We start from the raw sequence: 21,729 nt of genomic DNA, 5'->3' as shown, positions 1-21,729 counted from the left end.
GCAACAGCAGCGACAGGCTGCGAAGGAGAGCGACTGCGTCGAAGCCTGCGATTGGTGCTGGCGTACCTCGACTTTTCGATACGCCCGACGAGCCAGCATATCGACGCAGATGGGTCGATCCGGCCATAAAGCGACGGTCCCATCCTCTAGAGAGCGGTCGTTCTTGTGACCGCTGCGCGTCGCACGACGGTGACGGCTCTAAAAGGGGCGAGCTGTCGGCGCTTTGAATGATCGTGTTCGAATCGATTGCGCCGCGATGCCCGGTTCGCTCGACGTCGGGTGCCGTGTCTTGCACTATGTACTGGCTCGCGGGCAAATCTCGAAGCCCAGGTCGAGGATCCGGTCGCTCGAAGCCTGCCCTTTGAGTTTATTGAGCAGGGCGGTCGCTGCCGAGGCGCCGATCTTCGTCGGATCGACGCGCACAGTCGAAAGACTCGGTTCGATGTCTGCGGCGGAATCCATGTCCCCGAAACCCATCACGGCAAGTTGCTTCGGAACGTCTATGCCGCGATGGACGGCTTCGATGATGACCCCGTGTGCGGTCGAATCGGAGGAGCACACGACGACGTCCGGCCGGAAGCCCGATTCGAGCATCTCATTCAAACCGGTGCGACCCGAACGCGGCGTCGTGGGAGGCAGCACGTGCACCGTGTGATGGTGAGCGCCGCCGTGCGCTTTCAACTCGGCGAGCAAACCGCTCGCCCGCAGCCCGGCCCGCTCTTCCCTTGTCGTCAAAAGGCCGAACCGACGGTATCCCTTCGACAACAGAAAGCGCCCGACCGATCGGCCAACGTCCTCGTGAGAGAAGCCGATCAGCATGTCGATCGGTGAGCGCGTCAGATCCCAGGTCTCGACGACGGGAATGCCTGCACCGAGCAGCCAACTGCGGCTTTGCTCCGTGTGCGTCACGCCGGTGAGAAAAACCGCGTCGGGGCGGCGGCGCAGGATGGTTTGCAACAACTGCTCCTCGCGCAGGATGTCGTAGTTGGTCACGCCCAATATGACTTCGTAGTTCTGCTCGCGCAGGCTCGCTTCGAAGCTTTCGATCATCCGCGCGAACATGAGCGTGCTGATGCTCGGCACCAATGCGGCGACCAGATGACTACGGCGGGTGGCGAGACTTCCCGCGACCATGTTCGGCACGTATCCCAGGCGCTGGACGGCTGCCAGGACTCGCGTTCGCGTCCGCTCGGAAACGATCTCAGGCTGGTTGAGCGCCCGCGACACGGTAATCGGCGACACACCCGAGAGCCGGGCGACGTCCGCCAGCGTGGTGCCACCGACATTCGCGGAGAGATGCGTCGATTCCACGTCGTCGTGGATGGCTGACGCCGCGTGCTCTGCCTTCGACGCCAACTTTCCCATGCATCTCTCTCCCTTGTTTCGTGGTTGCGACTGACCGCCGGTTGACCGGCCCGACGCTATTTTGCCCGAATCGGCCTGCGCGGCGGCAGCGCCACGGTCCGGAAAAGACGTAACGGAAGCCGCCACCAAGAGATAATATGACATTCGCTATCATTTTGCACTGATAAGGTGCGTGTACGCAAAAAGACCTCGATATAACGATAAAAACCATCGTTTTCCCGTATACGAGGTTGTACGATGACTGGAATATGATTGCGCTGTCATTTCAAGAAACGGAGACGATCGTGGAAGCAAAGGAGCCCGTTGAGCGACAGGACTGGTCCGCGCCCGGACGACATTCAATCGCCCAATCCCGAACCATCGGCCGGATGCGCTATGTCGTGCTCGCGATGCTTTTCATCGTGACCACGTTCAACTACGCGGACCGGGCGATCTTGTCGATCGCAGCATCGGCGATGAAGGTGGATCTGCATCTGGATGCCGTGAAGATCGGCTACATCTTCTCGGCATTCAGCTGGGCTTACGTGCTGGGGCAGATTCCGGGCGGCTGGCTGCTCGACCGGTTTGGCTCGAAACGGGTCTACGCGTGCAGCATCGTGCTGTGGTCCTTTTTCACGGCGCTGCAAGGGAGCGTGGAAGGCTTGGGACCGGCGCTCGTCGTGCCCGCGTTGTTCTCGCTGCGCTTTCTGGTGGGTCTGGCGGAAGCGCCTTCATTCCCGGCGAACGGCCGGATCGTCGCGGCATGGTTTCCCAGCACGGAGCGCGGAACGGCGTCGGCGATTTTCAGCTCGGCCCAATACTTTGCCGTGGTGCTCTTCGCGCCGGTCATCGGTTGGGTGACCTCGCGCTTCGGATGGCAGCACATTTTCATCGTGATGGGCGGGGCGGGGATCGTGCTGGGTCTGGTATGGCTGATGGTCATCGACAGTCCCCGAAATCATCGTCGTCTGAGCAAGCCGGAACTCGAATACATCGAGGCGGGCGGCGGCCTGGTCGACATGGACAACACCACGGGCAAGACCCGGCAAGTGGGCACCTTCAAGTGGGCATACCTGCGTCAGTTGCTGACGAACCGGATGCTTGCCGGCATTTACCTCGGTCAGTACTGCGTCAATACGATCACGTACTTCTTTTTGACGTGGTTTCCGGTCTACCTCGTTCAGGCGCGCGGCATCTCGATCCTGAAGGCAGGGTTCGTCGCATCGCTGCCCGCCGTGTGCGGATTCCTGGGCGGGCTGGCCGGCGGCTTCATCTCCGATCGCCTGATCAAACGCGGCGTCAGCCTGACCTGGGCACGAAAGATTCCAATCGTCGCGGGCCTCGGTCTCTCCACGATGATGGTGGCGGCCAACTACGCCGAAAGCCAGTATCTGGTGGTCGGCATCATGATGCTGGCCTTCTTCGGCAAAGGCGTCGGTGCGCTGGGTTGGGCAGTCGTGGCAGACACGTCGCCGAAGGAAATCATCGGCCTCACCGGAAGCCTTTTCAACTGCGTCGGCAATATCGCCGGCATTACGGCGCCCATTGCGATCGGCTACATCATCGCGCAGACGGGTTCGTTTGCCGGCGCGCTCGCCTATGTAGGCGCGCATGCGCTCATCGCAGTGGTCAGCTATCTGTTCATCGTGCCGAAAATTTCCCGCGTCGTGTTGCGCACGGCGTGAATCGATTCGAACGAAGGTTGGGTGCCGCAACGCGCACTCGTTTCAAGTAACGAATGCTTCAAATCAATCAAGGAGTAGAGGACATGGCGCATCACGATGACAAGATCAAGCAAGTAGAGATTTCTCTCATTCAAGTGCCGCTCAAGAATGCGGTAAGCGACGCCAAGGTGCTGACCGGCCGCCAAAAGCCGCTTTCGCACGTGGCGCTGCTGACCGCGGACATCGAGACCGTCAACGGTGCCCGAGGCTTCGGCTTCAGTTACACGCTGCGCGCGGGAAGTGCGGCGATCTTCGCTCACGCGCAAGAGCTGGCTCCGTTCCTGATCGACGAAGATCCGAACGACATCGGCCGCCTGTGGGAGAAGCTCGCGTGGCAGGGCGCATCGATTGGCCGCGGCGGGCTGGCGGTGCAGGCCATTGCGGCCTTCGATACGGCACTCTGGGATTTGAAGGCGAAGCGGGTCGAGTTGTCGCTCGGTAAATTTCTCGGTTGCTACAGGACGGCCATTCCTTGCTACAACACCTCGGGCGGCTACCTGAACGCCACGCTCGATGAAGTGCTTCGCAACGTCGATACATCGTTGGAGAAGGGTCTTGGCGGGATCAAGCTGAAGGTGGGGCAGCCGGACCTTTCGAAGGACATCGAGCGCGTGCGAGCGGTCCGAAAGCATGTCGGTGACAGCGTACCCATCATGGTCGACGCGAATCAGCAGTGGGACTACACGACTGCCCTGCGCGCGGGTTGCCAACTCGACGAGTTCAACCTCGTCTGGCTCGAGGAGCCGATCAGCGCTTACGACTACGCGGGACATGCGCGCCTCTCCGAAAAGCTCAAGACGCCGATCGCGACGGGCGAAATGCTGAGCAGCGTAGCGGAAGTGCAGAATCTGATCGAGAACCGCTCGGTCACTTTCCTGCAGCCCGACGTCCCGCGCGTGGGCGGGTTCACGCCGTTCCTCAAGATCATGGCTCAGGCCGAGCAGCACCGTCTTAAGCTCGCGCCGCACTTTGTCATGGAGCAGCACGTCCACGTGGCTGCGGCCTTCCAGAACGAAACGTGGGTCGAGCATATCGAGTGGCTCGAGCCGGCGTTCAACGAGCGACTCGAGATCAAGGACGGACTGATGTACTTGCCGACGCGCCCCGGTGTCGGCTTCAGCCTCTCTGAGCAATCGCTTCAGTGGCGCGTGGCACACGCTCGCATCTAACTTCGATCAAGCAATTCAATTAATTCAACCTGGCTCACCCGCTGGCGCTCGCCAGCGCGGTGTGGCTCTTGTCGCTCCAAATTTTTGATTCGAATCAAAGTTTCGATATAACGAGAAAGCACAATGAGACGCCTCATATCCTTTGGCTGCGCCGCATTTCTGTCTGTCGGTACCTGCTGCGCCCAATCGTCCGCGACGCTGTATGGCATTCTCGACTCGGGCCTTGTCGTGGAGGGCGGCGGTCCGTCCGGAAAAGTGGTGAAACTCGGCGGCGGCGTCTCAGCAGGATCGCGATGGGGTTTGCAAGGCAAGGAAGATCTGGGCGGCGGATACAGTCTCAATTTCGTCCTGGAATCCGGCTTCAACGTCAATAACGGCACGTTGAATGCGGGCGGCGGGCTATTCGGTCGCCAGGCCACAATCGCAGTCGACGGGCCGTACGGAAATGTCCAGATGGGTCGACAGTACTCCCTCGTGTATCTTGCCGTGACCAGCGTCGCCGATCCCTTCAGAACGGGGTCCGCGGGCCGTGCGAACAATATCTTGCAGATTGGCGGCGCCCGGATCGATAACTCCGTCCGTTATCACTCTCCTTCCTGGTTCGGCTTTTCCGGGGACGTCTTGTACTCGTTTGGCGGTGTCGCGGGCGATTTTCCCGCAGGGCGCCATATAGAGGGCGGATTGAACTATGCGAATGGCCCGCTCGAAGGGCGTTTCATCTACAGCACGTACAACAATACGCCTACCGCCGCGGCGCCGGCATTGGTGACGACAAGAACGACGCTCGCGACGGTCGCCTATGATTTCAGTCCTGTGAAGGTTTCACTTGCGTACGCGGACAACGGAGGCAACCCTGCGCTCGACAGCCGTGATCTTCTCGTTGGTCTCACATACGACTTCGGTGTGTCGCGACTCGCAGCGTCGTTCATTAATCACGCGGATCATACCGCTGCAAACGCGGACGTCAATCAATACGCGCTCGGTTACTACTACAACCTCTCGAAGCGCACTTCGCTCTATGTAATCGGGGCGATCATGCAACGAAAGAATGCGGCGGCTCAGAACACCTTCTTCGTCGGAAACGCTTCGGACACTGGCTCCGGCAATCGTGCTCTGAACCTTGGGATCAAGCATAACTTCTGATCGCTATCGCGACTGCAACGAACTGGCGCTTGCGCTCTGGCGGGAACGGGGTGCACGAGCGCTCCTGTCTTCGTGACAGGCTGCAATATGAATGTGCGATCAAAGCATCATTTCCATCTCATGCCATGGCGCGGTGATCGGAGCTCGACGGTCTCACGTAACGATAGCCAAGTCTTTCATAGAGCGCGGCGTGACGTTCCTTGCACATGAGATGAATCGTTTCCTTTCTCATTGCAGCCATCTGCGAGACGAAGTCGGGAGCGCTCATACCGGATCTACCCTCTTGGGCAGCCAGGACGGCATCGGCGCGCACCATCTGCGTTTCCGTGAGCACGAACGCCGGCTGTGCGGGGTTGTGACATGGAACGCCAGGGTGCAGTTTGGTGGCTCAAGGCCGACAGGTGAAGCGGAATGTCGTTCGGGGCGCGACGTGTGATCTATCTCGAACTCGCTGGGCAGAACGCAGGCGGACACCGGGCACGGCCGAATCGGTCGCCACGTCCCTTGTGGCCCCATATAAAAATTCAGCTGAATCAGCGCCCCGCGTTGCGACTGCTCGGACTAAAAGCCGTGCGAGCGAAAGCCCCCGGTTTTTGCCACGTCGTCCTAGAATCTAAATACGGCGGGGGCAACATGAAACAGGGAATGTTACTCGGCCTGCTGGGCGGCGCGCTGCTTGTCGGTTGCATGTCTGCCGGGGTCGAGGTGATGCCTGAACAGATGGCTACGTTCAGGCGCGGAGCGACGACGCTTCAGGAAGTGACGGCTGCGCTCGGCCCTGCATCGGTGCAGACGACGCTGGACGACGGTTCGATGTTGCTTGTCTACACGTATGTGACGTCGAGGCCGCACCCGGAAAGCTATCTTCCGTTTATCGGGTCGCTGATCGGTGGAGCAGACACGCGCTCCTCGGCAACCGTGTTCCTGTTCGACGCCCGCGGCGTCCTCAAGAGCGCGAACACCACGACCTCGAATGTCGGAACGGGCCTGAGCGCCGAGCGGCACATGCCGCCGCCGGTGGCTCAATCGCCCCCCACGGTGAGGACCCCTCAGCCGGAAGCTGTGCCGGTTGTTGAGCCGCCCGTCGTGATCAAGAGCGTTTTGCCAGCCCCTCCGGAGAGCCTCGACGAGCCGCTTCCGGACCAAGAGGGCCAGCCGGGACCGGACGGCGGCGTTGAACCACCGCGAGAATAAAGAAAAGGGTGTCCTCGCTTAACGCTACGCGCCGACGACGCCCGCCGCCGCGCCTTCCTCACAGATCGAAGGATGAAGCATCGATCCGGCAGACGGTTCGCGTGCATGCTATTCAGCGATGCTCCTCGAATGTGCGGATGCGGCGCATCGGTTGGAGCGCCGTGGACGAACCCCTGCAAAGTCGGTTTTGGTTTCTGGTACGACTCATACACTTCGTCATGCAGAGTGAATTGAAACCGTCACGGATGACCTACTTCGACACATACGCATGTTCACAGTCGGCCGTCTCGAGTCTGCATCGACGTTCCGACCACGACGACTCGCGCCAGCGCTCATGCAGTGTTGCAATATCGGAAGCGCACAGCCGTTTCATCGACTTGCCGATCTCTTCGAGCGGCCAGTCCCACCAGTTCATCTCGAGCAACATTTCAATCTCTGCGTCTGAAAACCGCTTTCGAATCGGCTTCGCCGGGTTGCCGCCGACGATCGTGTAGGGCTCGACATGCCTCGTCACGAGCGCGCGACTCCCGATCACGGCGCCATGACCAATGCGCACACCTGGCATGATCATCGCCTCGGAACCGATCCAGACGTCGCTTCCGACAATCGTGTCGCCGGCGCGTTCGAACGCATCGAGGGCGTCGGCAAACGCCGGTTCCTCCTGCATGTAGAAGAACGGAAACGTGCTGGCCCAATCGTTCCGGTGCCCTTGATTGCCCGCCATCATGAACGTCGCGCCGCTTCCGATCGAACAAAAGCTCCCGATGAACAGCCGGTCCGCGCCGGTGTACTCCGACCCGAGGTAGCGGGCACAGTCATCGAACGAGTGTCCGTGATAGTAACCAGCGTAGTAGCTGTAACGCCCCACGATGATGTTGGGATTGGTCACCTGTTCTGAAAGCGGCTTGCTATTGAAAGGGCTGTCGAAGTAGTTTTTCATGGCGTGCCACGCTGGAGTGTGTCTTGCGCATATTCGGGGAGTTGTGGTGCGTGAATATGGCCGGAAGCTTGTCTGTCACACGAACTTTATGCGGATTGAATTAGATGAATATGAGGACTGCTCGCCCAGGAAGCAGGTTCAAGTCCGGTTTCTTCTGAACCACGCGCGCGACGACTGCAGCGTACGGCTGACGTCTTTCATATTAGTGAAAACTTATAGGTCGGTGATAAATACTAAATAGTGTAGATATTTTGCGAACCTTATATTTTTCCTCACGACGTCGTCAAGCGAGCCCGCGGCTCGCCGCGACATACATGCATTCAACGATTCTGAGAGGCAGGCAATGGCAATCGACGCGATCGTAGCGAACATGGACCCAGTCTGGACCCGCGCTGGCGACGACAGGAAACGAGCGGCGAACAACGAACAGAGCGCGGCGCTCAAGCGCTTTCTCGAGAGCGTGCGGGACGACGGCTACCCGCTGCTGCTGATGAGCGAACTCAATGCCGCGACCCTGAACGACGCGATCAGCGAGACCCTCGGCGAAGACGGCATCACGTACTTCTCGTCCATCCTGTCATCGAGCGAATGCGGGTCGCGCTACGAGGTGGCCCTTCATACGCTCGCGGCGCCCGCGCATCGCGTCGTTGCGGTGGGGGCGGATGAACGCGGAGAGGAAGAGGCGCGCAGTTCGGGCATCACGCACTGCGTGCCCTTGAGCGATGCGTTGCGCCGTGGGTCCGCGCAGTTCATTTCGTCTGATCGATGAAGCCCCTCCGGAAACGCATGATGTCAAATAGTTACGCGCAACATCGCATCGTCATCGTGGGCGGCGGCGCCGCCGGGCTGGAGCTCGCAACGCGTCTCGGCAATGGCGTCGGCAAGAAGCGCCGGGCTGAAGTGGTCCTCATTGATCGCTTCCCGACACACTTCTGGAAACCGCTCCTGCACGAAGTCGCTTCGGGACAGATCGATGCGTCGAGCCATCAGATCGATTTCGCCTCGCACGCGAAGTGGAATCACTTCCGCTTCGAGCAGGGCGCGCTTTCGAGCATCGATCGCGCTCGACGTGAGATCGTCATCGACGAGACGATCGACGTGGACGGCCAAGCGCTGCTGCCGCGCAGAACGCTCTCCTTCGATACGCTCGTGCTCGCGCTCGGCAGCGTCACGAACTTTTTTTCAATTCCGGGCGCGGAGCAGCATGCGCTGACGCTGGAGACGGTGGACCAGGCAGAGGCGTTCAGGCGACGCCTGCTGTCGAGCCTGCTGCGCTCGGGCCATGCGCAACAGGCGACGCCCGGCGCCGCCAGGACGCCAGTCTCGGTGACGGTGATCGGCGGCGGCGCGACCGGCGTTGAGCTGGCCGCCGCGCTGCGCGTCTCGGCCGAAATGGTGCGCGACTATCACCTCGCCTCGCTCGATCCGGCCAGCGATATCCGCATCCGCTTGCTCGAAGGTGCGCCGCGCGTGCTGCCTGCGCTGCCTGAACGCATCTCGACGCGCGCCCGGGAAATGCTCGCCGGGCTTGGCGTCGACGTGCGCCTCGGCTGCCGTGTGGGCTCAGTCGGGGCTGACGCGGTCTCGACCGCGGACGGCGAAACGCTCGCGAGCGACATCACCATCTGGGCCGCCGGTGTGGAAGGGCCGGCCATCCTGCGCAGGCTCGACGGACTGCCGTTGAACCGGCTCGGACAGGTGATCGTCGACGGAACACTGCAAGTCGAACCCGGCTCGGGCATCTACGCGATGGGCGACTGCGCCGCGTGCGCCGCATCGAAGGAGGGCAACGCGCTGGTGCCGCCGCGCGCGCAGGCGGCTTACCAGCAGGCCGTCTATCTCGCCGATGCGTTTGTGCGGCGGATTGGCGGTCGGGCGGTACCGGTTTTTTCCTACCGCGATCAGGGAACGCTGATCTCCTTCGGGCGTGCGGGCGCGGCGGGCGCCGTGATGAGCGAACTGCTGCGCCGGCCACTGTTTATCGACGGATGGTTCGCGGTGTCGTGCTACAGGTATCTCTACCGCCGGCACATCATGGGCCTCACCGGTATCAAGCGAGCGGTGATGTATGCCGCGAGCCAGTGGCTGCGTGAACGGGTGCGGCCCACGGTGAAATTGAACTGACATCGACAGCGTATCCCGGTTCAATGAACGACGACCAGCTTGCCGTTCGCTTCGTTGGCTTCCATCACGCGATGTGCCTCGCGGATCTCATCGAAGGAGAACACGCGCGATGGCTTCGCATCGAGACGGCCCGTGGCCACGTCCGCCGCGATAGCTTGCAGCGGCACGTCCGACAACGGAAAGCCCGGCGTGCCGAATACGAAGCTGCCGAAGAAGGTCAGATACACGCCGCTCGACATTTGCAGCAGCGGGTTGAAGTCCGGAATCGGCGCGAGGCCGCCCAGCCAGCCGGCGAGACACGCGCGGCCGCCACGGCGCAGCATCGCGAGTGAATCGAGGATCGTTCTGTTGCCGACGAGATCGAGCACGGCGTCGATCTGCTTCGCTTCCGCGATGCGTTTGCTCAGGTCTGGGCCCTCGATTTCAACGCGTGATGCGCCCATCGCTTCGAGTTTCGCGAAGCGCGCGGCACTGCGTGTCGTTGCGATCACCGTCGCGCCCGCGTTCACCGCGAGCTTGACGGCCGCCTGCCCGAACGACGACGTCGCACCGCGAATCACCACCGTTTGCCCTTGCCTGATTTCGAGGTTGCGAAACAGGCACGTCCACGCGGTCGCATAGGTTTCGGGAATCGCGGCGAGTTCGGCCCAGGGCAGTTCCGCTTCGATCAGCGCGACATTCGACGCCGGCGCGCGCGTGAACTGCGCATAGCTGCCATTGATGGTGCGCCCGAGCCCGCCCATCAGTGCGGCCACTTTCGCGCCGACGGGAAACTCGCCGCCCGGGCACGACTTCACGATGCCCACGCATTCGATGCCGCTCACCTGCGCCGCTTCGGCCCATTCGCCGCGCCGCATGTGCATCTCGGCGTGATTGATGCCGAACGCCTTGATCTCGATGACCACGTGTCCTTCCAGCGGCTCCGGTTCCGGAATCTCGGCATAGACGAGGCTGTCGAGACCGCCGAACTTTTCGAGCACGATTGCACGCATGATGTTTCTCCTTTGGATCGATGAGCGCGGTGACGTTTCCGCGTCTTAATGAGCGAGGCGTTCGCTGATGGCCGCCGCGATCTGCGCCGCGTGCGTTTCGAGCGCGAAGTGGCCCGTATCGAAGAAGCGCACTTCCGCATCGGGAATGTCGCGCTTGAATGCTTCCGCGCCGGGCGGCAGGAAGAACGGATCGTTCTTGCCCCACACGGCGAGGAATTTCGGCCGATGCTCGCGGAAGTAAGCCTGGAACGCCGGATAGAGCGCGAGGTTGCTGCGATAGTCGCCAAAGAGATCGAGTTGCACCTCGTGCGCGCCCGGACGGCTCATGTAGTAGTCGTCGAGCGAATAGCCGTCGGGCGAGACCGCGGACACATTGGGCACGCCGTGCGTGTATTGCCACTTCGTCGTTTCTTTCGTGAGCAGCGCGCGCAATGCATCGCGATTCGCTTGCGTCGGGCTCTGCCAATACGCGCGGATCGGATTCCAGCCGTCGCTCAATCCCTCTTCATAGGCATTGCCGTTTTGCGAAACGATCGCCGTGATGCGTTCCGGATGCTTCAGCGCGAGCCTGAAGCCCGTCGGCGCACCGTAATCGAAGACATACACGGCGTAGCGATCGAAGCCGATCACTTCCGTAAAGCGATCGATCACGTTCGCGATGTTCTCGAACGTGTACGAGAAAGTCTCGCGGCTCGGCATATCGGAGAGACCGAAGCCAGGCAGGTCTGGCGCGACGATATGAAAGCGTTCGGCAAGCAGCGGCATCAGATTGCGGAACATGTGACTCGAACTCGGAAAGCCGTGCAGCAGAAGCAGTTTGGGCGCGCCCGACGAACCGGCCTCGCGATAGAACACGTTGAAGCCGTCGACGTCGATATGGCGATGCGCGATGGTGGACATGGCGTTTTCTCCGCAGATGAGGGACTGAAATTATGTAACCAGTAAAACTGTGATTAGAAGGTTACAAATTGGGTCCGTAACTTGTCAAGCGCTTTTTTAGCGGTTACGATGAGTCATCGTAGAAACACGCCCGAGTCGAAAAATGGACTACCGCCCCATACCGGCACTCTTCGTGGCCGACGCGCCCGGTCTCGATTTCCTGAACTCGATCGCGACGCCGGTCGACGAACCCGTTGACTGGATCGCAGACGGCGAGGGACTGTTGTCATGGCTCGCACAGGCGGGCCTCGTGCCCATTGAAGTGCTTGCGAACATGCGCTCGCACATCCCGTCCGCCGAGCTGGACGAGGTCGCGGCGAAGGCGCGCGGCTTGCGCGAATGGTTCAGGGCTTTCGTGCAGAAGAGAAAAGGACGACCGCTGAAGGCGAAGGATTTGGGCGAGCTCGCACCGCTCAACAGCGTGTTGCAGCGCGACGAGCGATACGGCGCGATCGTCGCCGAAGCGAGTGCGCCGAGCGGACTCGCGTTCGAGATGCAGCGTCGCTACGCGACGCCCGATTCGCTTTTGATGCCGATCGTGGAGGCGCTGTCGAAGCTTGTCTGCGAAGAAGACTTCACATACGTCAAGGCATGCGAAGGCCCGAAGTGCACGCTGCTATTCGCGGACCACACGCGCGGACATGCGCGCCGCTGGTGCAGCATGGCGATCTGCGGCAATCGCGCGAAGGTGGCCGCGCATCGCGCGCGGCTCAAGGAAGGAAAGGGCGGCTGAGGCGCAGCCGCGGCTTCACGTGTTCACGAGAAGAAAGCAGCATGAATCACATCAAGGCGATTGCGTTCGATCTCTACGGCACGCTGTTCGACGTGTATTCGGTCATCGATCAGTGCAAGCAGCATTTTCCGGGGCACGGCAGCGAAATCAGCACGAGCCTGGGCTGCCTCAGGAACTGCGAACCACGTCGAATTGCCATCCAGAGCGGTTACAAGTGTGTGCGCAGGCGCGCATGAGGGACATCATCCTTTGCCAGCCGAAGCGAGACACGGCCCTGTCGACCCGCGCACTTTCAGCACCGCAGGCACCGCGTACCCTTGTCGCGGCGCCCGGCCGTCCAGCGCATCCAGCAGATGCCTCGCGGCGACTGTGCCGATCTCGCGCGTGTCAACGTGCATCGTCGTCAGGGACGGGCGCGCTTCACGTGCTATCGCGAGGTCGTCGAAGCCGGTGACGGACAGTTGCCCGGGAATCGCGATGCCCAACTCTTCTGCCTCGCGTAAAACGCCAAGCGCGATATGATCGTTGCCGCAAATGACCGCAGTCGGACGTGGTCCCGGCTGTTGCCAGAGTGAGCGCAACGCGCGCCGGCCAAAATCGAGCGTGGACTCACCTTCGACCAGATGCTCCGGCCGCACCGCGAGACCATGACGCTCGAGCGCCATGCGAATGCCCGCGAGCCGCGCCTGCACGCGGTCGTTGTCGCGCGTGGGCTGGATGCAAACCGCGAACGATCGGTGCCCGAGCGCGACGAGATGCTCGGTGATCTCTTCATATGCGCCGCGGTTGTCGAAGCCGATGCAATCGTGCGGACTGCCTTCACGCCACGCATACAGCACCACGTACGGCACGCGCCAGACGCGGAGCGCTTCAAAAAGCTCTGGCGGATGCGCCTCGCCCACGACCGCGATCGCCTCCACGCCACGCGCGAGCATCGCGTGAACCTGCGAGAGCGCCTCGTTCGGATCGTAGTTCGAGCACCCGAGAAAAAGCGTGATGCCGCGCGCGGCGAACGCGGCCTGCATGCCACTCACTTGGGAAGCGAAGACCTGATCGTCGAGCGTAGGAATGACGATGCCCGCGATATGGCTGCGTGTGGACGCCAGCGCGCGCCCGGCTGCATTCGGAAACCAGTTCAGTTCCAAAGCAGCACGCTCGACGCGCTCGCGTACGCTGTCGGACACCTTGCCGGGTTCGTTGTAGACGCGCGATACCGTCGCCGTGGACACGCCCGCGCGTTTCGCGACATCGGACAAAACGGTGCGGCCCGAGCCGCGGCGCGTGCGCGCACCCGCCGGCCGCCCGGCCGGCGACGGTTCTTCTTCGAGAGCGGGGGCGGAGTCGGAGGAGCGAGGCATCAACAGTTGGTTTGGGAAACGGACGCCCGTTATCTTACTCGCGGCGGGGCAGGGCGACGCATGTCTCAGGCCCCGGCGGCAATGCGCGAGCGGAAATGCTCGGTGCCTTCGACGATCTTGTCGAGCACCGCATCGAGGGCCCAGAAGCGCTCGCGCACGTCATAGTCGATCGCGCGGCAGCGAATCGACTGGAATGTGCCGATGCGCTGGTGATACAGCTTCGCGAGCGCCGGATAGCCGAGCGCCTCGGATACGGCCGCGAGCACCAGAAACGTCGAGAGTTCGCGGGCGAGCGCCGGGTCCTCGCCGGAGCGGTTACGCAGCCAGTTGTACAGGTCCGGATGAAAGTTTGTGAACACACCGTTGAATCCGGCCGATCCGGCCTTCATCGCATCCCAGGCAATCGCGGCATTCGCGTTCAGGATCTTCATCGGCGATCCCTTCGCCAGTGCGACGCGGCGCTTCACCGTTTCGAGATCGCAGCTCACATCCTTCAACATCACGAAGCGGCCAGTGTCGATGCACATCCTGAGCTCGTCGTCGGACAGCAGGCGCCGGTAGGGCGCGGGGCATTCGTACAGCCCGAGCGGAATGTCGGAAGGCAGGCGGCTCATCAGCCTACGCAGGTTTGCCGCGAACGATTCCGTGCCTTCGCGGCGCGGATCGAGCCGGTTCGTCACCAGCACGATGCCGTCCGCGCCCGTCGCCGCGGCGGCGCTCAGCTCCTCGGCCTGCGCGTCGGGATCGTCGCTGATATGGCCGGAGACCACCACCGGCACGCGGCCGGCCACACGCTCGACCACGAAGCGGCCGAGCGCCGCGCGCTCCGCGAGGCTCAGGAACTGCATCTCGCTCGACTGCGCGACGGCGAAGAGCGCGTCCGAGCCATGCGCGAGATACCACTCGATCAGCCGTTCGAGCCCGGCATAGTCGATGGCGCCGGCTTCATCGAAAGGCGTCAGCATGACGGGCACGATGCCTTCGATCGATTGCGACGCGCGCGCCGAAGAAGTGGGGAGAGTCATGTCGATGTTGTCCTCAAGAGAGTTGAACGGGCCGCTTCTCAAGCGGGTGCGCGTGCCGGGCTGCCCGGTTCCGCTTCGCCTTCGATCGGTTTGCGCACAAGGAACAGGTAGCTCAGCGCGCCGACGAAGGCGATCACGGCAGCCGTCAGCAGGGCCGGCACGAAGGACCACGTCTGCGCGATATAGCCGGTGAGAATGGGCGCCAGCGCGCCGCCGAGAAAGCCGCCGAAGTTCTGTATGGCGCCGAGCGAGCCGACGCGGTTGGCGGGCGCCGCGGCCGTCGCCAGCGCCCACGAGCAGGCGGACGCCGCGTTCGCGAGAAAGATCACCACCGAAATGCAGACGATGGCGATCGTGTTGCTCTCGACCAGCGCGGCGGGCACGGTGAAGGCCACCATGCCGAGCATCGCGACGACGACCGCGTTGCGTCTGCTCGCCACCGGCGAAGTGCTCCGCAGCGTGATGCGGTCGGAGAACCATCCCGCGCAAAGCGAGCCGAGAAAGCCGCAGAAAAACGGCACGGAGGCGGCGATGCCCGTGTGCATCAGCGTCATGTGGCGCTGCATCGTCAGGTAGCCGGGCAGCCAGGTCAGATAGACCCAGTTCAGATACACCGACCCGAAGAAGCCGATCAGCATGCCCCACGTCGTCACGTTCGAGAAGAGCGCGCGCCAGTCCGCGAAGCTCAGGCGCTCGGCGGGCTTGGTCTGCGCGACGTCGCCCTTCAGGTAGCGCTTCTCTTCCGCGGTCAGCGTGGACGGGTTCGGATCGCGATAGACCGCGAGCCAGATCACCGCGACCACGAGACCGAGCGCCCCGGTGACAATGAAGGCCCAGCGCCAGTGAAACTCCACCACGAGAACGGACAGACACAGCGGTGCGAGCGCCGTTCCGAGCGGCGACGCGGAATTGAAAATGCCGGTCGGCTTGCCTCGCGCGCGCAGCGGAAACCAGTTGCTCACGACCCGCGCCGCCGACGGAAACTGCGGCGATTCGCCGATGCCGAGCACGATGCGCGCGATGACGAACCAGCCGAACGTCGACACGATGCCGCCCGCCGCCTGCGCGAGCGACCAGACGATGAGGCCGAGGCCGAGCAGCCTGCGCGGCCCGACGCGATCGACGAGGCCGCCGACCGGCAATTGAAAGAGCGCGTAGCTCCACGAGAACGCCGACAGCAGCAGCCCCATCTCTCCGAGCGACAGCCCGAGATCCTTGCGGATCAATGGATTGGCGACCGCGAGCGTGCCCCGGTCGAGATAGTTCACGATGCCGCTCACCATCAGCAGCGTCAGCGCCACGATCTGGGCGCGGCGCACGCGGGGCGGTGCCTGCTCGGGCGCGGGGGTTGGGTTCATGCTGTCGTCTCCGTATCGTCTTGTGGGTGGGCTGCGCAGCCAGCAGCCGGGTCTATCGAAGCGCCGCCGCGAACGCGGGTTGCGTCCGCACTTCGGCGTGCGTCGGAATGGATGCCTGCGCGCCTTGACGCGTGACGCTGAGCGCCGCGGCCCGCTGTCCGAAGTCGATCGCGTCGCGGATGCTCGCACCGCGCACGCGCTCGGCCGCGAAGCCGCCGACGAAGGTGTCGCCGGCGGCCGTGGTGTCGATCGCATCGACGCGTGGCGCGGGCAGATGGCCTTCCTCGTCGGCGGTCGAATACCAGACTCCGCGCCGAGCGTGACGATCACCGTCTCCACGCCTTTCGCGCGCAGGCGCGCCGCCGCCTCGCGAGCGGAAGCGGGGCTATCGACGGGCGCGTCCACGAGCAATGCCGCTTCCGTTTCATTGAGGACGAGAACGCTGATCTGTTCGTAGAGCGCGTCGGGAAGCGGTTGCGCCGGGGCGGGGTTCAGCAGCACCGGCGTGCCGAGCCTCGCCGCGACCGAAATGGCGTGCCGCACGGTACCGAGCGGCACTTCGAGCTGACAGATCAGCATGCCGGCGGCGGCGATGTCGGCCGATGCGGCATCCACGTGACCGGGCGTGAGCGCGCCGTTGGCGCCAGGCGAAACGACGATCGTGTTCGCACCGTCTGCTGCGACCGTGATGACGGCGATGCCGCTCGACATATCGTCGGCTGTGTGCAAGTGCGCGGTGTCGATATGTTCGTGCTGAAGACCATTCCGAAGCTGCGCGCCGAATTCGTCGCGGCCGAGGCAACCGAGCATTGCCACCGACGCGCCGAGACGTGCCGCCGCGACCGCCTGATTGGCGCCCTTGCCGCCGGCAAATGTGGTGAACACGCCGCCGAGCAAGGTTTCGCCGCGCGCTGGAAGCCGCTCCGCGTGCACGACCAAATCCATGTTCGCGCTGCCGACCACGACGATCCGAGCGGAAGAATGCTGATCCATCGATTTCGACTGATTGTTAGCGCTTACATTTTTGAGTGTTTCGAACGATTTCATTCGGGGTTTGCCTGAAAGCATCAAACGAGTGGCTGTGTTAGCGCTTACATTAACGTGAGAAACGGGTACGAAGCAACGGAAAACTGGCGCGATCAGGGAAATTCCCTAAAGACCTGCGTCGCGTTCTAGCCCGATAGAAATATCGTGTTCGGACCTCGGTATGCTTGCCGGTTCCTTCGGAATCGCGGACCTGGCGATGCAGCGAGCGACATTGTTGACATTGAGCATGCGCGAACTCGACCGTCTGAGGGTGATCGAGGCCGTGGTGGACACGGGCCTGAAGCCTGGACGCGTTGAGGGCAACGCTTCAGAGCATCGGCATATGCAGATGATGCGGATCGGCCATCATATCCGCGACACGCCTTAGCGCTTCGCGGCAATCTTCCCGATCCTGAGGCCCGCCCAGACACAATCGCAACGCATTCGGTGGATTTCCATCCGTGGAGAACGCGGCTCCAGCCACCGCGCCGATGCCTTGATTCCGCAACTGCAGGGCCAACTCCGAAGCACTCCAGTCACACAGGGAAGGCACCGGCAGCCACAAATGAAACCCATGCGGATCAGCATCGAACGCGAGTTCCTGCAACTCAGCCGATGCAATCATCTGCCTCGCCGCCGCCTCATCACGAATGGCGGACAGCACATCCGCAGCCGTGCCATCGGTGACCCATTGCGTCGCGAGCAGCACGGTGAAGGGACTCGGCATGACGGTGGTTGCCCGCAACGCGCCCGCGATCCGCTGCGTCTGTCGCGGCGTAGGCGCTTTGAGATATGCCACGCGCAATCCCGCACCCAGCGTCTTCGATAAACCCGTCACGTGATAGGTCAATTCGGGTGCGAGCTCGGCGAGCGTGACGGGCGCATCGACAGGCAGCATGCCGTAAGGCTCGTCCTCGATGATCGGCACGTTGTAGCGCAAGGCCACATCCGCAAGCGCTTCGCGACGTTGCCTCGTCAAGGTCAATGTGCTCGGGTTCTGCAACGTCGGATTGCAGTAGAACGCGCCCGGCTTCTCCGTCTTGCATAACGCTTCGAACGCATGCGGCAACGGCCCTTCGTCATCCCGGGGCAAGGCCTGCAAGCGCACGCCCAGTTGCGATGCAATCGCCTTGATGCCGGGATACGCGAGCGAATCCAGACAGATGATCTCGCCCGGCCGCGCAAGCTGCGACACCAGCGCAACGAGCGCGCCATGAATACCCGGACACACGAGCACGGTATCGACGTTGCAATCCGGAACGCGCTTGCGAAGCCACTCGCGCCCCGCCGCGCGATCCGCCGCCGTGCCGCCGAAGTCCTGATAGCGCAACAACTGAAACGGATCGGCACGCTCCATCAGATTCGCCGCCGATGCACGCAGTCGCGCTGCCAGCGCTGGCGGTTCGGGCGGCATGTTCATCGACATCTCGACGCTGCCGCCGCCCGCGAGCGGCAAAGTCTGCGTCCTGCCGCGCACGAAAGTGCCGCTGCCCGCGCGCGCATCGAGCAGGCCGCGCTTGCGCGCTTCCGCATACGCACGCGCGACCGTCGTGTAGTTGAGGCTGAGCAGATCGGCGAGATCGCGCAAACCGGGCAACCGGTCACGCGGCCGCAATCGCCCGCTCGCGAGGTCTTCTTCGATCAGATCGGGAATCGTCAGATAAGCGGGCTTTCTGCTCTCTTCGAGCTTTCTGATCCAGTGATGCGCCGGTTGATTCATAACCGCGATGTCCTCGGCTAGGGTTCGATTCACCTTAGCATGACAAATCAATCAAAAGAAAAGAGATCGCATGCGCTGATCGCGTTTGATTGCATTGATCGCATCGATGCACGGCTTCGGTGTGCCGCGCACCACGCATAGGCTTTCCTGCGCTGAAAGCGTGCGCACATCGCGCGTGCGGGTCTTCCGCGCATCACGCCGATAGCCCTTCTGGAATGGTTTGAACGAAATTTTTTCGCGTCGCGCACGCAAGTTCGTTTTGCTTGATTGCAAAGTGATTGCATTTCGCGGGCCAATCATTGGCATATCCGTTGCGTTTGAGCGTTCGCCGTCGCGATAAAGCAAGACGGTATCGACCTGAACCCAACATCGGAGAATGCCATGCCCGCAGTCCATCAACCGCTTCACAAGAACGGCGATTATCTGGTCGACTACGAAGAGAAAGTCTTCGAAGACGTGAAGGCCGAGCCCGGCGAGAAAGCGCTCGTCACGTTTCATACGGTCGCGTTCGAAGGCTCGATCGGCTTCGTGAATCTGCTGCAAGCCACGCGTCTGCAACGCAAGGGCTTCGATACCTCCGTGCTGCTCTATGGCCCCGGCGTCACGCTCGGCCTGCAACGCGGCTTCCCGACGCTCGGCGACGAAGCGTTCCCAGGCCATCTCAACTTCAACAAGCAACTGCAGAAGTTCATGGCCGAAGGCGGGAAGGTCTACGCATGCCGCTTTGCATTGCAAGCGCTTTATGGTCACGGCGAGGCTTCGCTCATCGAAGGCATTCGGCCGATCAACCCGCTCGACGTGCTCGATCTCCAGTTGCTTCATCGCAAGGAGAACGCGCTCGTCATCCATACGTGGACCGTGTGACGATCATGTCCGATGCCCTTTCCAAAAAGCGCATCGTGCGCGCGGCGGCCGTGCAGATCACGCCGGACTTCGAGCGCCCGAACGGCACCCTCGACCGCGTGTGCACGGCCATCGACGAAGCCGCCGCGCAGGGCGTGCAGCTCGTCGTATTCCCCGAAACCTTCGTGCCGTATTACCCGTACTTCTCGTTCGTGCGCGCGCCGGTGGCATCGGGCGCGGATCACATGAAGCTGTACGAGCAGGCAGTCGTGGTGCCGGGTCCGGTCACGCAGGCGGTCGCCGAACATGCGCGGCTCGCGAACATGGTCGTCGTCCTCGGCGTGAACGAGCGCGATCACGGCAGCCTGTACAACACGCAGCTTGTCTTCGATACCGACGGCAAGCTGCTTCTCAAGCGCCGCAAGATCACGCCGACATTTCACGAACGCATGATCTGGGGACAAGGCGATGCAGCGGGCCTGAAGGTCGTCGAGACGGGCATCGGCCGTGTGGGCGCGCTCGCGTGCTGGGAGCACTACAACCCGCTCGCGCGCTACGCACTGATGACGCAGCACGAAGAGATCCATTGCAGCCAGTTTCCCGGCTCGCTCGTCGGTCCGATCTTCGCGGAGCAGATCGAAGTCACGATCCGCCATCACGCGCTCGAATCGGGTTGCTTCGTCGTCAACGCAACGGGCTGGCTGACCGATGCGCAGATCGAAGCCATCACGCCCGATCCGAACCTGCAACGCGCGCTGCGCGGCGGCTGCAACACGGCGATCGTGTCGCCCGAAGGCCAGCATCTCGCCGAGCCGTTGCGCGAAGGCGAGGGCATGGTGATCGCCGATCTGGACATGTCGCTCATCACGAAACGCAAACGCATGATGGATTCGGTCGGGCACTACGCGCGCCCCGAGTTGCTGAGTCTCGCGATCAACGATCGCCCGGCATCGCCCGTCACTTCTTTCAAGGACACGTACGAAGATGAACGCCCGCGAGAACCTGCCGGCATCGAGCCGGCAATTGATGACTGAGCTTCAGTCGACGGGCCTGCGGCTCGTCGATCCGCACGCTGGCGTGTCGAGCCGGCGCGGCGGCGCGGGACCGTCGGATCACAAGGCGGTGACCGTTGACGGTGTGACCATCATGGTGCCCGTGCATACGAGCACCGCGTGGGACTCGCCGTTCGTCGCCGGGCAGTCGGATGCGCATGGCACCAGCGTGCTGATGCGCAACGCGATTCCGATTGCCAACATCAGCTTCCCGAAGGCGCCGCGCTTTTATGGAATGCAGACGCTCGACGGCGTGCCGTACTCGCACATCGCGACGCTGCACAGCGCCGACGTGCTGGCGACGACCGTGCTGCAAACCTGCATCCGCTACGAAAGCCGCCGCAAGTCGTGCAAGTTCTGCGCGATCGGGCAATCACTGGCGGCGGGGCGCACGATCGCACGCAAGACGCCGGAGCAGCTCGCGGAAGTGGCGCGCGCGGCCGTATTGCTCGATGGCGTGAAGCATATGGTGCTGACGACCGGCACGCCGCCCACACCCGATCGCGGCGCGCAGATTCTTTGTGAAAGCGCGTTCGCGATCAAGGCCGCGGTCGATCTGCCGATTCAGGCGCAATGCGAGCCGCCGGACGACGACCGCTGGTTCGAGCGCATGAAGGCAAGCGGCATCGACACGCTCGGCATGCATCTCGAAGCGGTGACGCCCGCGGTGCGCGAACGCATCATGCCCGGCAAGGCGACAGTGCCCGTGTCGCGCTACATGGAGGCATTCGAGGCGGCGGTTGCCGTGTTCGGACGCGCACAGGTGAGCACGTACATTCTCGCCGGGCTTGGCGATAGCGCGCAGGCCATCGTGGATACGGCGCGCGAACTGATCGCGATCGGCGTGTACCCGTTCATCGTGCCCTTCGTGCCGATCAGCGGCACGCCGCTCGAGGATCATCCCGCGCCGACGCCTGAATTCATGCGCTCCGTGCTCGCGCCCGTCGGAAAGATGCTCGCCGATGCAGGCATGCGCTCCGCCGATATCAAAGCGGGCTGCGGCAAGTGCGGCGCGTGTTCGTCGCTTTCATCTTACGAGGTGTGA

Annotated in this window: 21 protein-coding genes and 1 pseudogene; 11 read left to right on the top strand and 11 right to left on the bottom strand. The window is 62.6% G+C overall.

All coding sequences use genetic code 11. From position 1 onward, the window contains the following. Positions 1 to 294: 294 nt before the first annotated feature. A complete protein-coding gene (locus AC1Z32_RS10345; protein ID WP_483478615.1) occupies positions 295 to 1,365 on the bottom strand; it encodes a LacI family DNA-binding transcriptional regulator in 1,071 nt (356 codons plus the stop codon). A 368-nt stretch (positions 1,366 to 1,733) separates the two neighbouring features. On the opposite strand from AC1Z32_RS10345, the gene AC1Z32_RS10340 reads away from it, so the two are divergent. The 3 genes from AC1Z32_RS10340 (at position 1,734) to AC1Z32_RS10330 (ending at position 5,380) form a co-directional block, all read left to right on the top strand. After that, the gene (locus tag AC1Z32_RS10340) at positions 1,734 to 3,029 is read left to right on the top strand and encodes an MFS transporter (RefSeq protein WP_483478817.1); all 1,296 of its coding nucleotides are present in this window, start codon (positions 1,734 to 1,736) and stop codon (positions 3,027 to 3,029) included. An 83-nt stretch (positions 3,030 to 3,112) separates the two neighbouring features. Further along, positions 3,113 to 4,237 (top strand): L-talarate/galactarate dehydratase, encoded by a 1,125-nt coding sequence (locus tag AC1Z32_RS10335; RefSeq protein WP_483478614.1) that lies wholly within the window; start codon positions 3,113 to 3,115, stop codon positions 4,235 to 4,237. A 123-nt stretch (positions 4,238 to 4,360) separates the two neighbouring features. Further along, entirely contained in the window at positions 4,361 to 5,380 is a 1,020-nt protein-coding gene (locus AC1Z32_RS10330) for a porin (RefSeq protein WP_483478613.1), read from the top strand. A 118-nt stretch (positions 5,381 to 5,498) separates the two neighbouring features. On the opposite strand, the gene AC1Z32_RS10325 is transcribed toward AC1Z32_RS10330, so the two are convergent. Beyond that, on the bottom strand, positions 5,499 to 5,696 hold the full coding sequence (locus tag AC1Z32_RS10325; RefSeq protein ID WP_483478612.1) for a hypothetical protein: 198 nt from the start codon (positions 5,694 to 5,696) through the stop codon (positions 5,499 to 5,501). Positions 5,697 to 6,013: 317 nt separating this feature from the next. Here AC1Z32_RS10325 and AC1Z32_RS10320 point away from each other — a divergent pair, with 317 nt between their 5' ends. After that, a complete protein-coding gene (locus AC1Z32_RS10320) occupies positions 6,014 to 6,574 on the top strand; it encodes a hypothetical protein (protein WP_483478611.1) in 561 nt (186 codons plus the stop codon). Between the two features lie 250 nt (positions 6,575 to 6,824). On the opposite strand, the gene catB is transcribed toward AC1Z32_RS10320, so the two are convergent. Continuing rightward, a complete protein-coding gene (gene catB, locus AC1Z32_RS10315) occupies positions 6,825 to 7,514 on the bottom strand; it encodes a type B chloramphenicol O-acetyltransferase (protein ID WP_483478610.1) in 690 nt (229 codons plus the stop codon). 343 nt (positions 7,515 to 7,857) lie between these two features. Here catB and AC1Z32_RS10310 point away from each other — a divergent pair, with 343 nt between their 5' ends. After that, positions 7,858 to 8,283: an HAD family hydrolase gene (locus AC1Z32_RS10310; protein WP_483478609.1), complete on the top strand. Its 426-nt coding sequence runs from the start codon at positions 7,858 to 7,860 to the stop codon at positions 8,281 to 8,283. A gap of 17 nt (positions 8,284 to 8,300) precedes the next feature. Next, positions 8,301 to 9,638, top strand: a complete 1,338-nt coding sequence (locus tag AC1Z32_RS10305; RefSeq protein ID WP_483478608.1) for an NAD(P)/FAD-dependent oxidoreductase — start codon at positions 8,301 to 8,303, stop codon at positions 9,636 to 9,638. Positions 9,639 to 9,658: 20 nt separating this feature from the next. On the opposite strand, the gene AC1Z32_RS10300 is transcribed toward AC1Z32_RS10305, so the two are convergent. Together AC1Z32_RS10300 and AC1Z32_RS10295 are read right to left on the bottom strand one after the other, a co-directional pair. Continuing rightward, positions 9,659 to 10,630: a zinc-binding alcohol dehydrogenase family protein gene (locus AC1Z32_RS10300; RefSeq protein WP_483478607.1), complete on the bottom strand. Its 972-nt coding sequence runs from the start codon at positions 10,628 to 10,630 to the stop codon at positions 9,659 to 9,661. Between the two features lie 45 nt (positions 10,631 to 10,675). After that, on the bottom strand, positions 10,676 to 11,530 hold the full coding sequence (locus tag AC1Z32_RS10295) for an alpha/beta fold hydrolase (RefSeq protein ID WP_483478606.1): 855 nt from the start codon (positions 11,528 to 11,530) through the stop codon (positions 10,676 to 10,678). Between the two features lie 142 nt (positions 11,531 to 11,672). Here AC1Z32_RS10295 and AC1Z32_RS10290 point away from each other — a divergent pair, with 142 nt between their 5' ends. Beyond that, positions 11,673 to 12,302, top strand: coding sequence for a CGNR zinc finger domain-containing protein (locus AC1Z32_RS10290; RefSeq protein WP_483478605.1), 630 nt, complete (start codon positions 11,673 to 11,675; stop codon positions 12,300 to 12,302). Between the two features lie 41 nt (positions 12,303 to 12,343). Beyond that, the gene (locus tag AC1Z32_RS10285; protein WP_483478604.1) at positions 12,344 to 12,538 is read left to right on the top strand and encodes a hypothetical protein; all 195 of its coding nucleotides are present in this window, start codon (positions 12,344 to 12,346) and stop codon (positions 12,536 to 12,538) included. A gap of 6 nt (positions 12,539 to 12,544) precedes the next feature. Here the strand turns inward: AC1Z32_RS10285 and AC1Z32_RS10280 are convergent, their stop codons facing one another. The 6 genes and pseudogenes from AC1Z32_RS10280 to AC1Z32_RS10255 all read right to left on the bottom strand — a co-directional run bounded on the left by AC1Z32_RS10280 (position 12,545) and on the right by AC1Z32_RS10255 (position 19,134). Further along, the gene (locus AC1Z32_RS10280) at positions 12,545 to 13,660 is read right to left on the bottom strand and encodes a LacI family DNA-binding transcriptional regulator (protein WP_483478603.1); all 1,116 of its coding nucleotides are present in this window, start codon (positions 13,658 to 13,660) and stop codon (positions 12,545 to 12,547) included. A 65-nt stretch (positions 13,661 to 13,725) separates the two neighbouring features. Then, complete coding sequence (locus AC1Z32_RS10275; RefSeq protein WP_483478602.1) at positions 13,726 to 14,685, bottom strand: dihydrodipicolinate synthase family protein; 960 nt, start codon at positions 14,683 to 14,685, stop codon at positions 13,726 to 13,728. A gap of 38 nt (positions 14,686 to 14,723) precedes the next feature. Beyond that, positions 14,724 to 16,043 carry an MFS transporter gene (locus AC1Z32_RS10270; RefSeq protein WP_483478601.1) on the bottom strand — a complete coding sequence of 440 codons (1,320 nt, stop codon included), beginning with the start codon at positions 16,041 to 16,043 and terminating at the stop codon, positions 14,724 to 14,726. A 52-nt stretch (positions 16,044 to 16,095) separates the two neighbouring features. Beyond that, a pseudogene (gene rbsK, locus AC1Z32_RS10265) lies at positions 16,096 to 16,988 on the bottom strand (ribokinase). A gap of 409 nt (positions 16,989 to 17,397) precedes the next feature. After that, complete coding sequence (locus AC1Z32_RS10260; protein WP_483478600.1) at positions 17,398 to 18,789, bottom strand: aminotransferase-like domain-containing protein; 1,392 nt, start codon at positions 18,787 to 18,789, stop codon at positions 17,398 to 17,400. A gap of 51 nt (positions 18,790 to 18,840) precedes the next feature. After that, positions 18,841 to 19,134 carry a hypothetical protein gene (locus tag AC1Z32_RS10255; protein WP_483478599.1) on the bottom strand — a complete coding sequence of 98 codons (294 nt, stop codon included), beginning with the start codon at positions 19,132 to 19,134 and terminating at the stop codon, positions 18,841 to 18,843. 36 nt (positions 19,135 to 19,170) lie between these two features. On the opposite strand from AC1Z32_RS10255, the gene AC1Z32_RS10250 reads away from it, so the two are divergent. The 3 genes from AC1Z32_RS10250 to AC1Z32_RS10240 are packed head-to-tail and all read left to right on the top strand — an operon-like array spanning position 19,171 to position 21,729. Next, the gene (locus AC1Z32_RS10250; protein WP_483478598.1) at positions 19,171 to 19,653 is read left to right on the top strand and encodes an MSMEG_0572/Sll0783 family nitrogen starvation response protein; all 483 of its coding nucleotides are present in this window, start codon (positions 19,171 to 19,173) and stop codon (positions 19,651 to 19,653) included. 5 nt (positions 19,654 to 19,658) lie between these two features. After that, complete coding sequence (locus AC1Z32_RS10245; RefSeq protein WP_483478597.1) at positions 19,659 to 20,666, top strand: Nit6803 family nitrilase; 1,008 nt, start codon at positions 19,659 to 19,661, stop codon at positions 20,664 to 20,666. Continuing rightward, a complete protein-coding gene (locus tag AC1Z32_RS10240) occupies positions 20,659 to 21,729 on the top strand; it encodes an MSMEG_0568 family radical SAM protein (RefSeq protein ID WP_483478816.1) in 1,071 nt (356 codons plus the stop codon). The genes AC1Z32_RS10245 and AC1Z32_RS10240 overlap by 8 nt, the downstream gene beginning before the upstream one ends.

Source organism: Caballeronia sp. 11_S32 (assembly GCF_056930355.1).
The sequence above is the reverse complement of the archived record's forward strand: the minus strand, read 5'-3'. Positions and strand labels throughout refer to the sequence as shown.

Bases quoted from the DNA above. Each gene is read 5' to 3' on its own strand.
- AC1Z32_RS10285 (WP_483478604.1), top strand. From the start codon at position 12,344: ATGAATCACATCAAGGCGATTGCGTTCGATCTCTACGGCACGCTGTTC.
- AC1Z32_RS10320 (WP_483478611.1), top strand. From the start codon at position 6,014: ATGAAACAGGGAATGTTACTCGGCCTGCTGGGCGGCGCGCTGCTTGTC.
- catB (WP_483478610.1), bottom strand. From the start codon at position 7,514: ATGAAAAACTACTTCGACAGCCCTTTCAATAGCAAGCCGCTTTCAGAA.
- AC1Z32_RS10245 (WP_483478597.1), top strand. From the start codon at position 19,659: ATGTCCGATGCCCTTTCCAAAAAGCGCATCGTGCGCGCGGCGGCCGTG.
- AC1Z32_RS10300 (WP_483478607.1), bottom strand. From the start codon at position 10,630: ATGCGTGCAATCGTGCTCGAAAAGTTCGGCGGTCTCGACAGCCTCGTC.
- AC1Z32_RS10290 (WP_483478605.1), top strand. From the start codon at position 11,673: ATGGACTACCGCCCCATACCGGCACTCTTCGTGGCCGACGCGCCCGGT.
- AC1Z32_RS10340 (WP_483478817.1), top strand. From the start codon at position 1,734: ATGCGCTATGTCGTGCTCGCGATGCTTTTCATCGTGACCACGTTCAAC.
- AC1Z32_RS10325 (WP_483478612.1), bottom strand. From the start codon at position 5,696: ATGGTGCGCGCCGATGCCGTCCTGGCTGCCCAAGAGGGTAGATCCGGT.
- AC1Z32_RS10345 (WP_483478615.1), bottom strand. From the start codon at position 1,365: ATGGGAAAGTTGGCGTCGAAGGCAGAGCACGCGGCGTCAGCCATCCAC.
- AC1Z32_RS10310 (WP_483478609.1), top strand. From the start codon at position 7,858: ATGGCAATCGACGCGATCGTAGCGAACATGGACCCAGTCTGGACCCGC.
- AC1Z32_RS10295 (WP_483478606.1), bottom strand. From the start codon at position 11,530: ATGTCCACCATCGCGCATCGCCATATCGACGTCGACGGCTTCAACGTG.
- AC1Z32_RS10335 (WP_483478614.1), top strand. From the start codon at position 3,113: ATGGCGCATCACGATGACAAGATCAAGCAAGTAGAGATTTCTCTCATT.
- AC1Z32_RS10240 (WP_483478816.1), top strand. From the start codon at position 20,659: ATGACTGAGCTTCAGTCGACGGGCCTGCGGCTCGTCGATCCGCACGCT.
- AC1Z32_RS10270 (WP_483478601.1), bottom strand. From the start codon at position 16,043: ATGAACCCAACCCCCGCGCCCGAGCAGGCACCGCCCCGCGTGCGCCGC.
- AC1Z32_RS10280 (WP_483478603.1), bottom strand. From the start codon at position 13,660: ATGCCTCGCTCCTCCGACTCCGCCCCCGCTCTCGAAGAAGAACCGTCG.
- AC1Z32_RS10305 (WP_483478608.1), top strand. From the start codon at position 8,301: ATGATGTCAAATAGTTACGCGCAACATCGCATCGTCATCGTGGGCGGC.
- AC1Z32_RS10275 (WP_483478602.1), bottom strand. From the start codon at position 14,685: ATGACTCTCCCCACTTCTTCGGCGCGCGCGTCGCAATCGATCGAAGGC.
- AC1Z32_RS10330 (WP_483478613.1), top strand. From the start codon at position 4,361: ATGAGACGCCTCATATCCTTTGGCTGCGCCGCATTTCTGTCTGTCGGT.
- AC1Z32_RS10250 (WP_483478598.1), top strand. From the start codon at position 19,171: ATGCCCGCAGTCCATCAACCGCTTCACAAGAACGGCGATTATCTGGTC.
- AC1Z32_RS10260 (WP_483478600.1), bottom strand. From the start codon at position 18,789: ATGAATCAACCGGCGCATCACTGGATCAGAAAGCTCGAAGAGAGCAGA.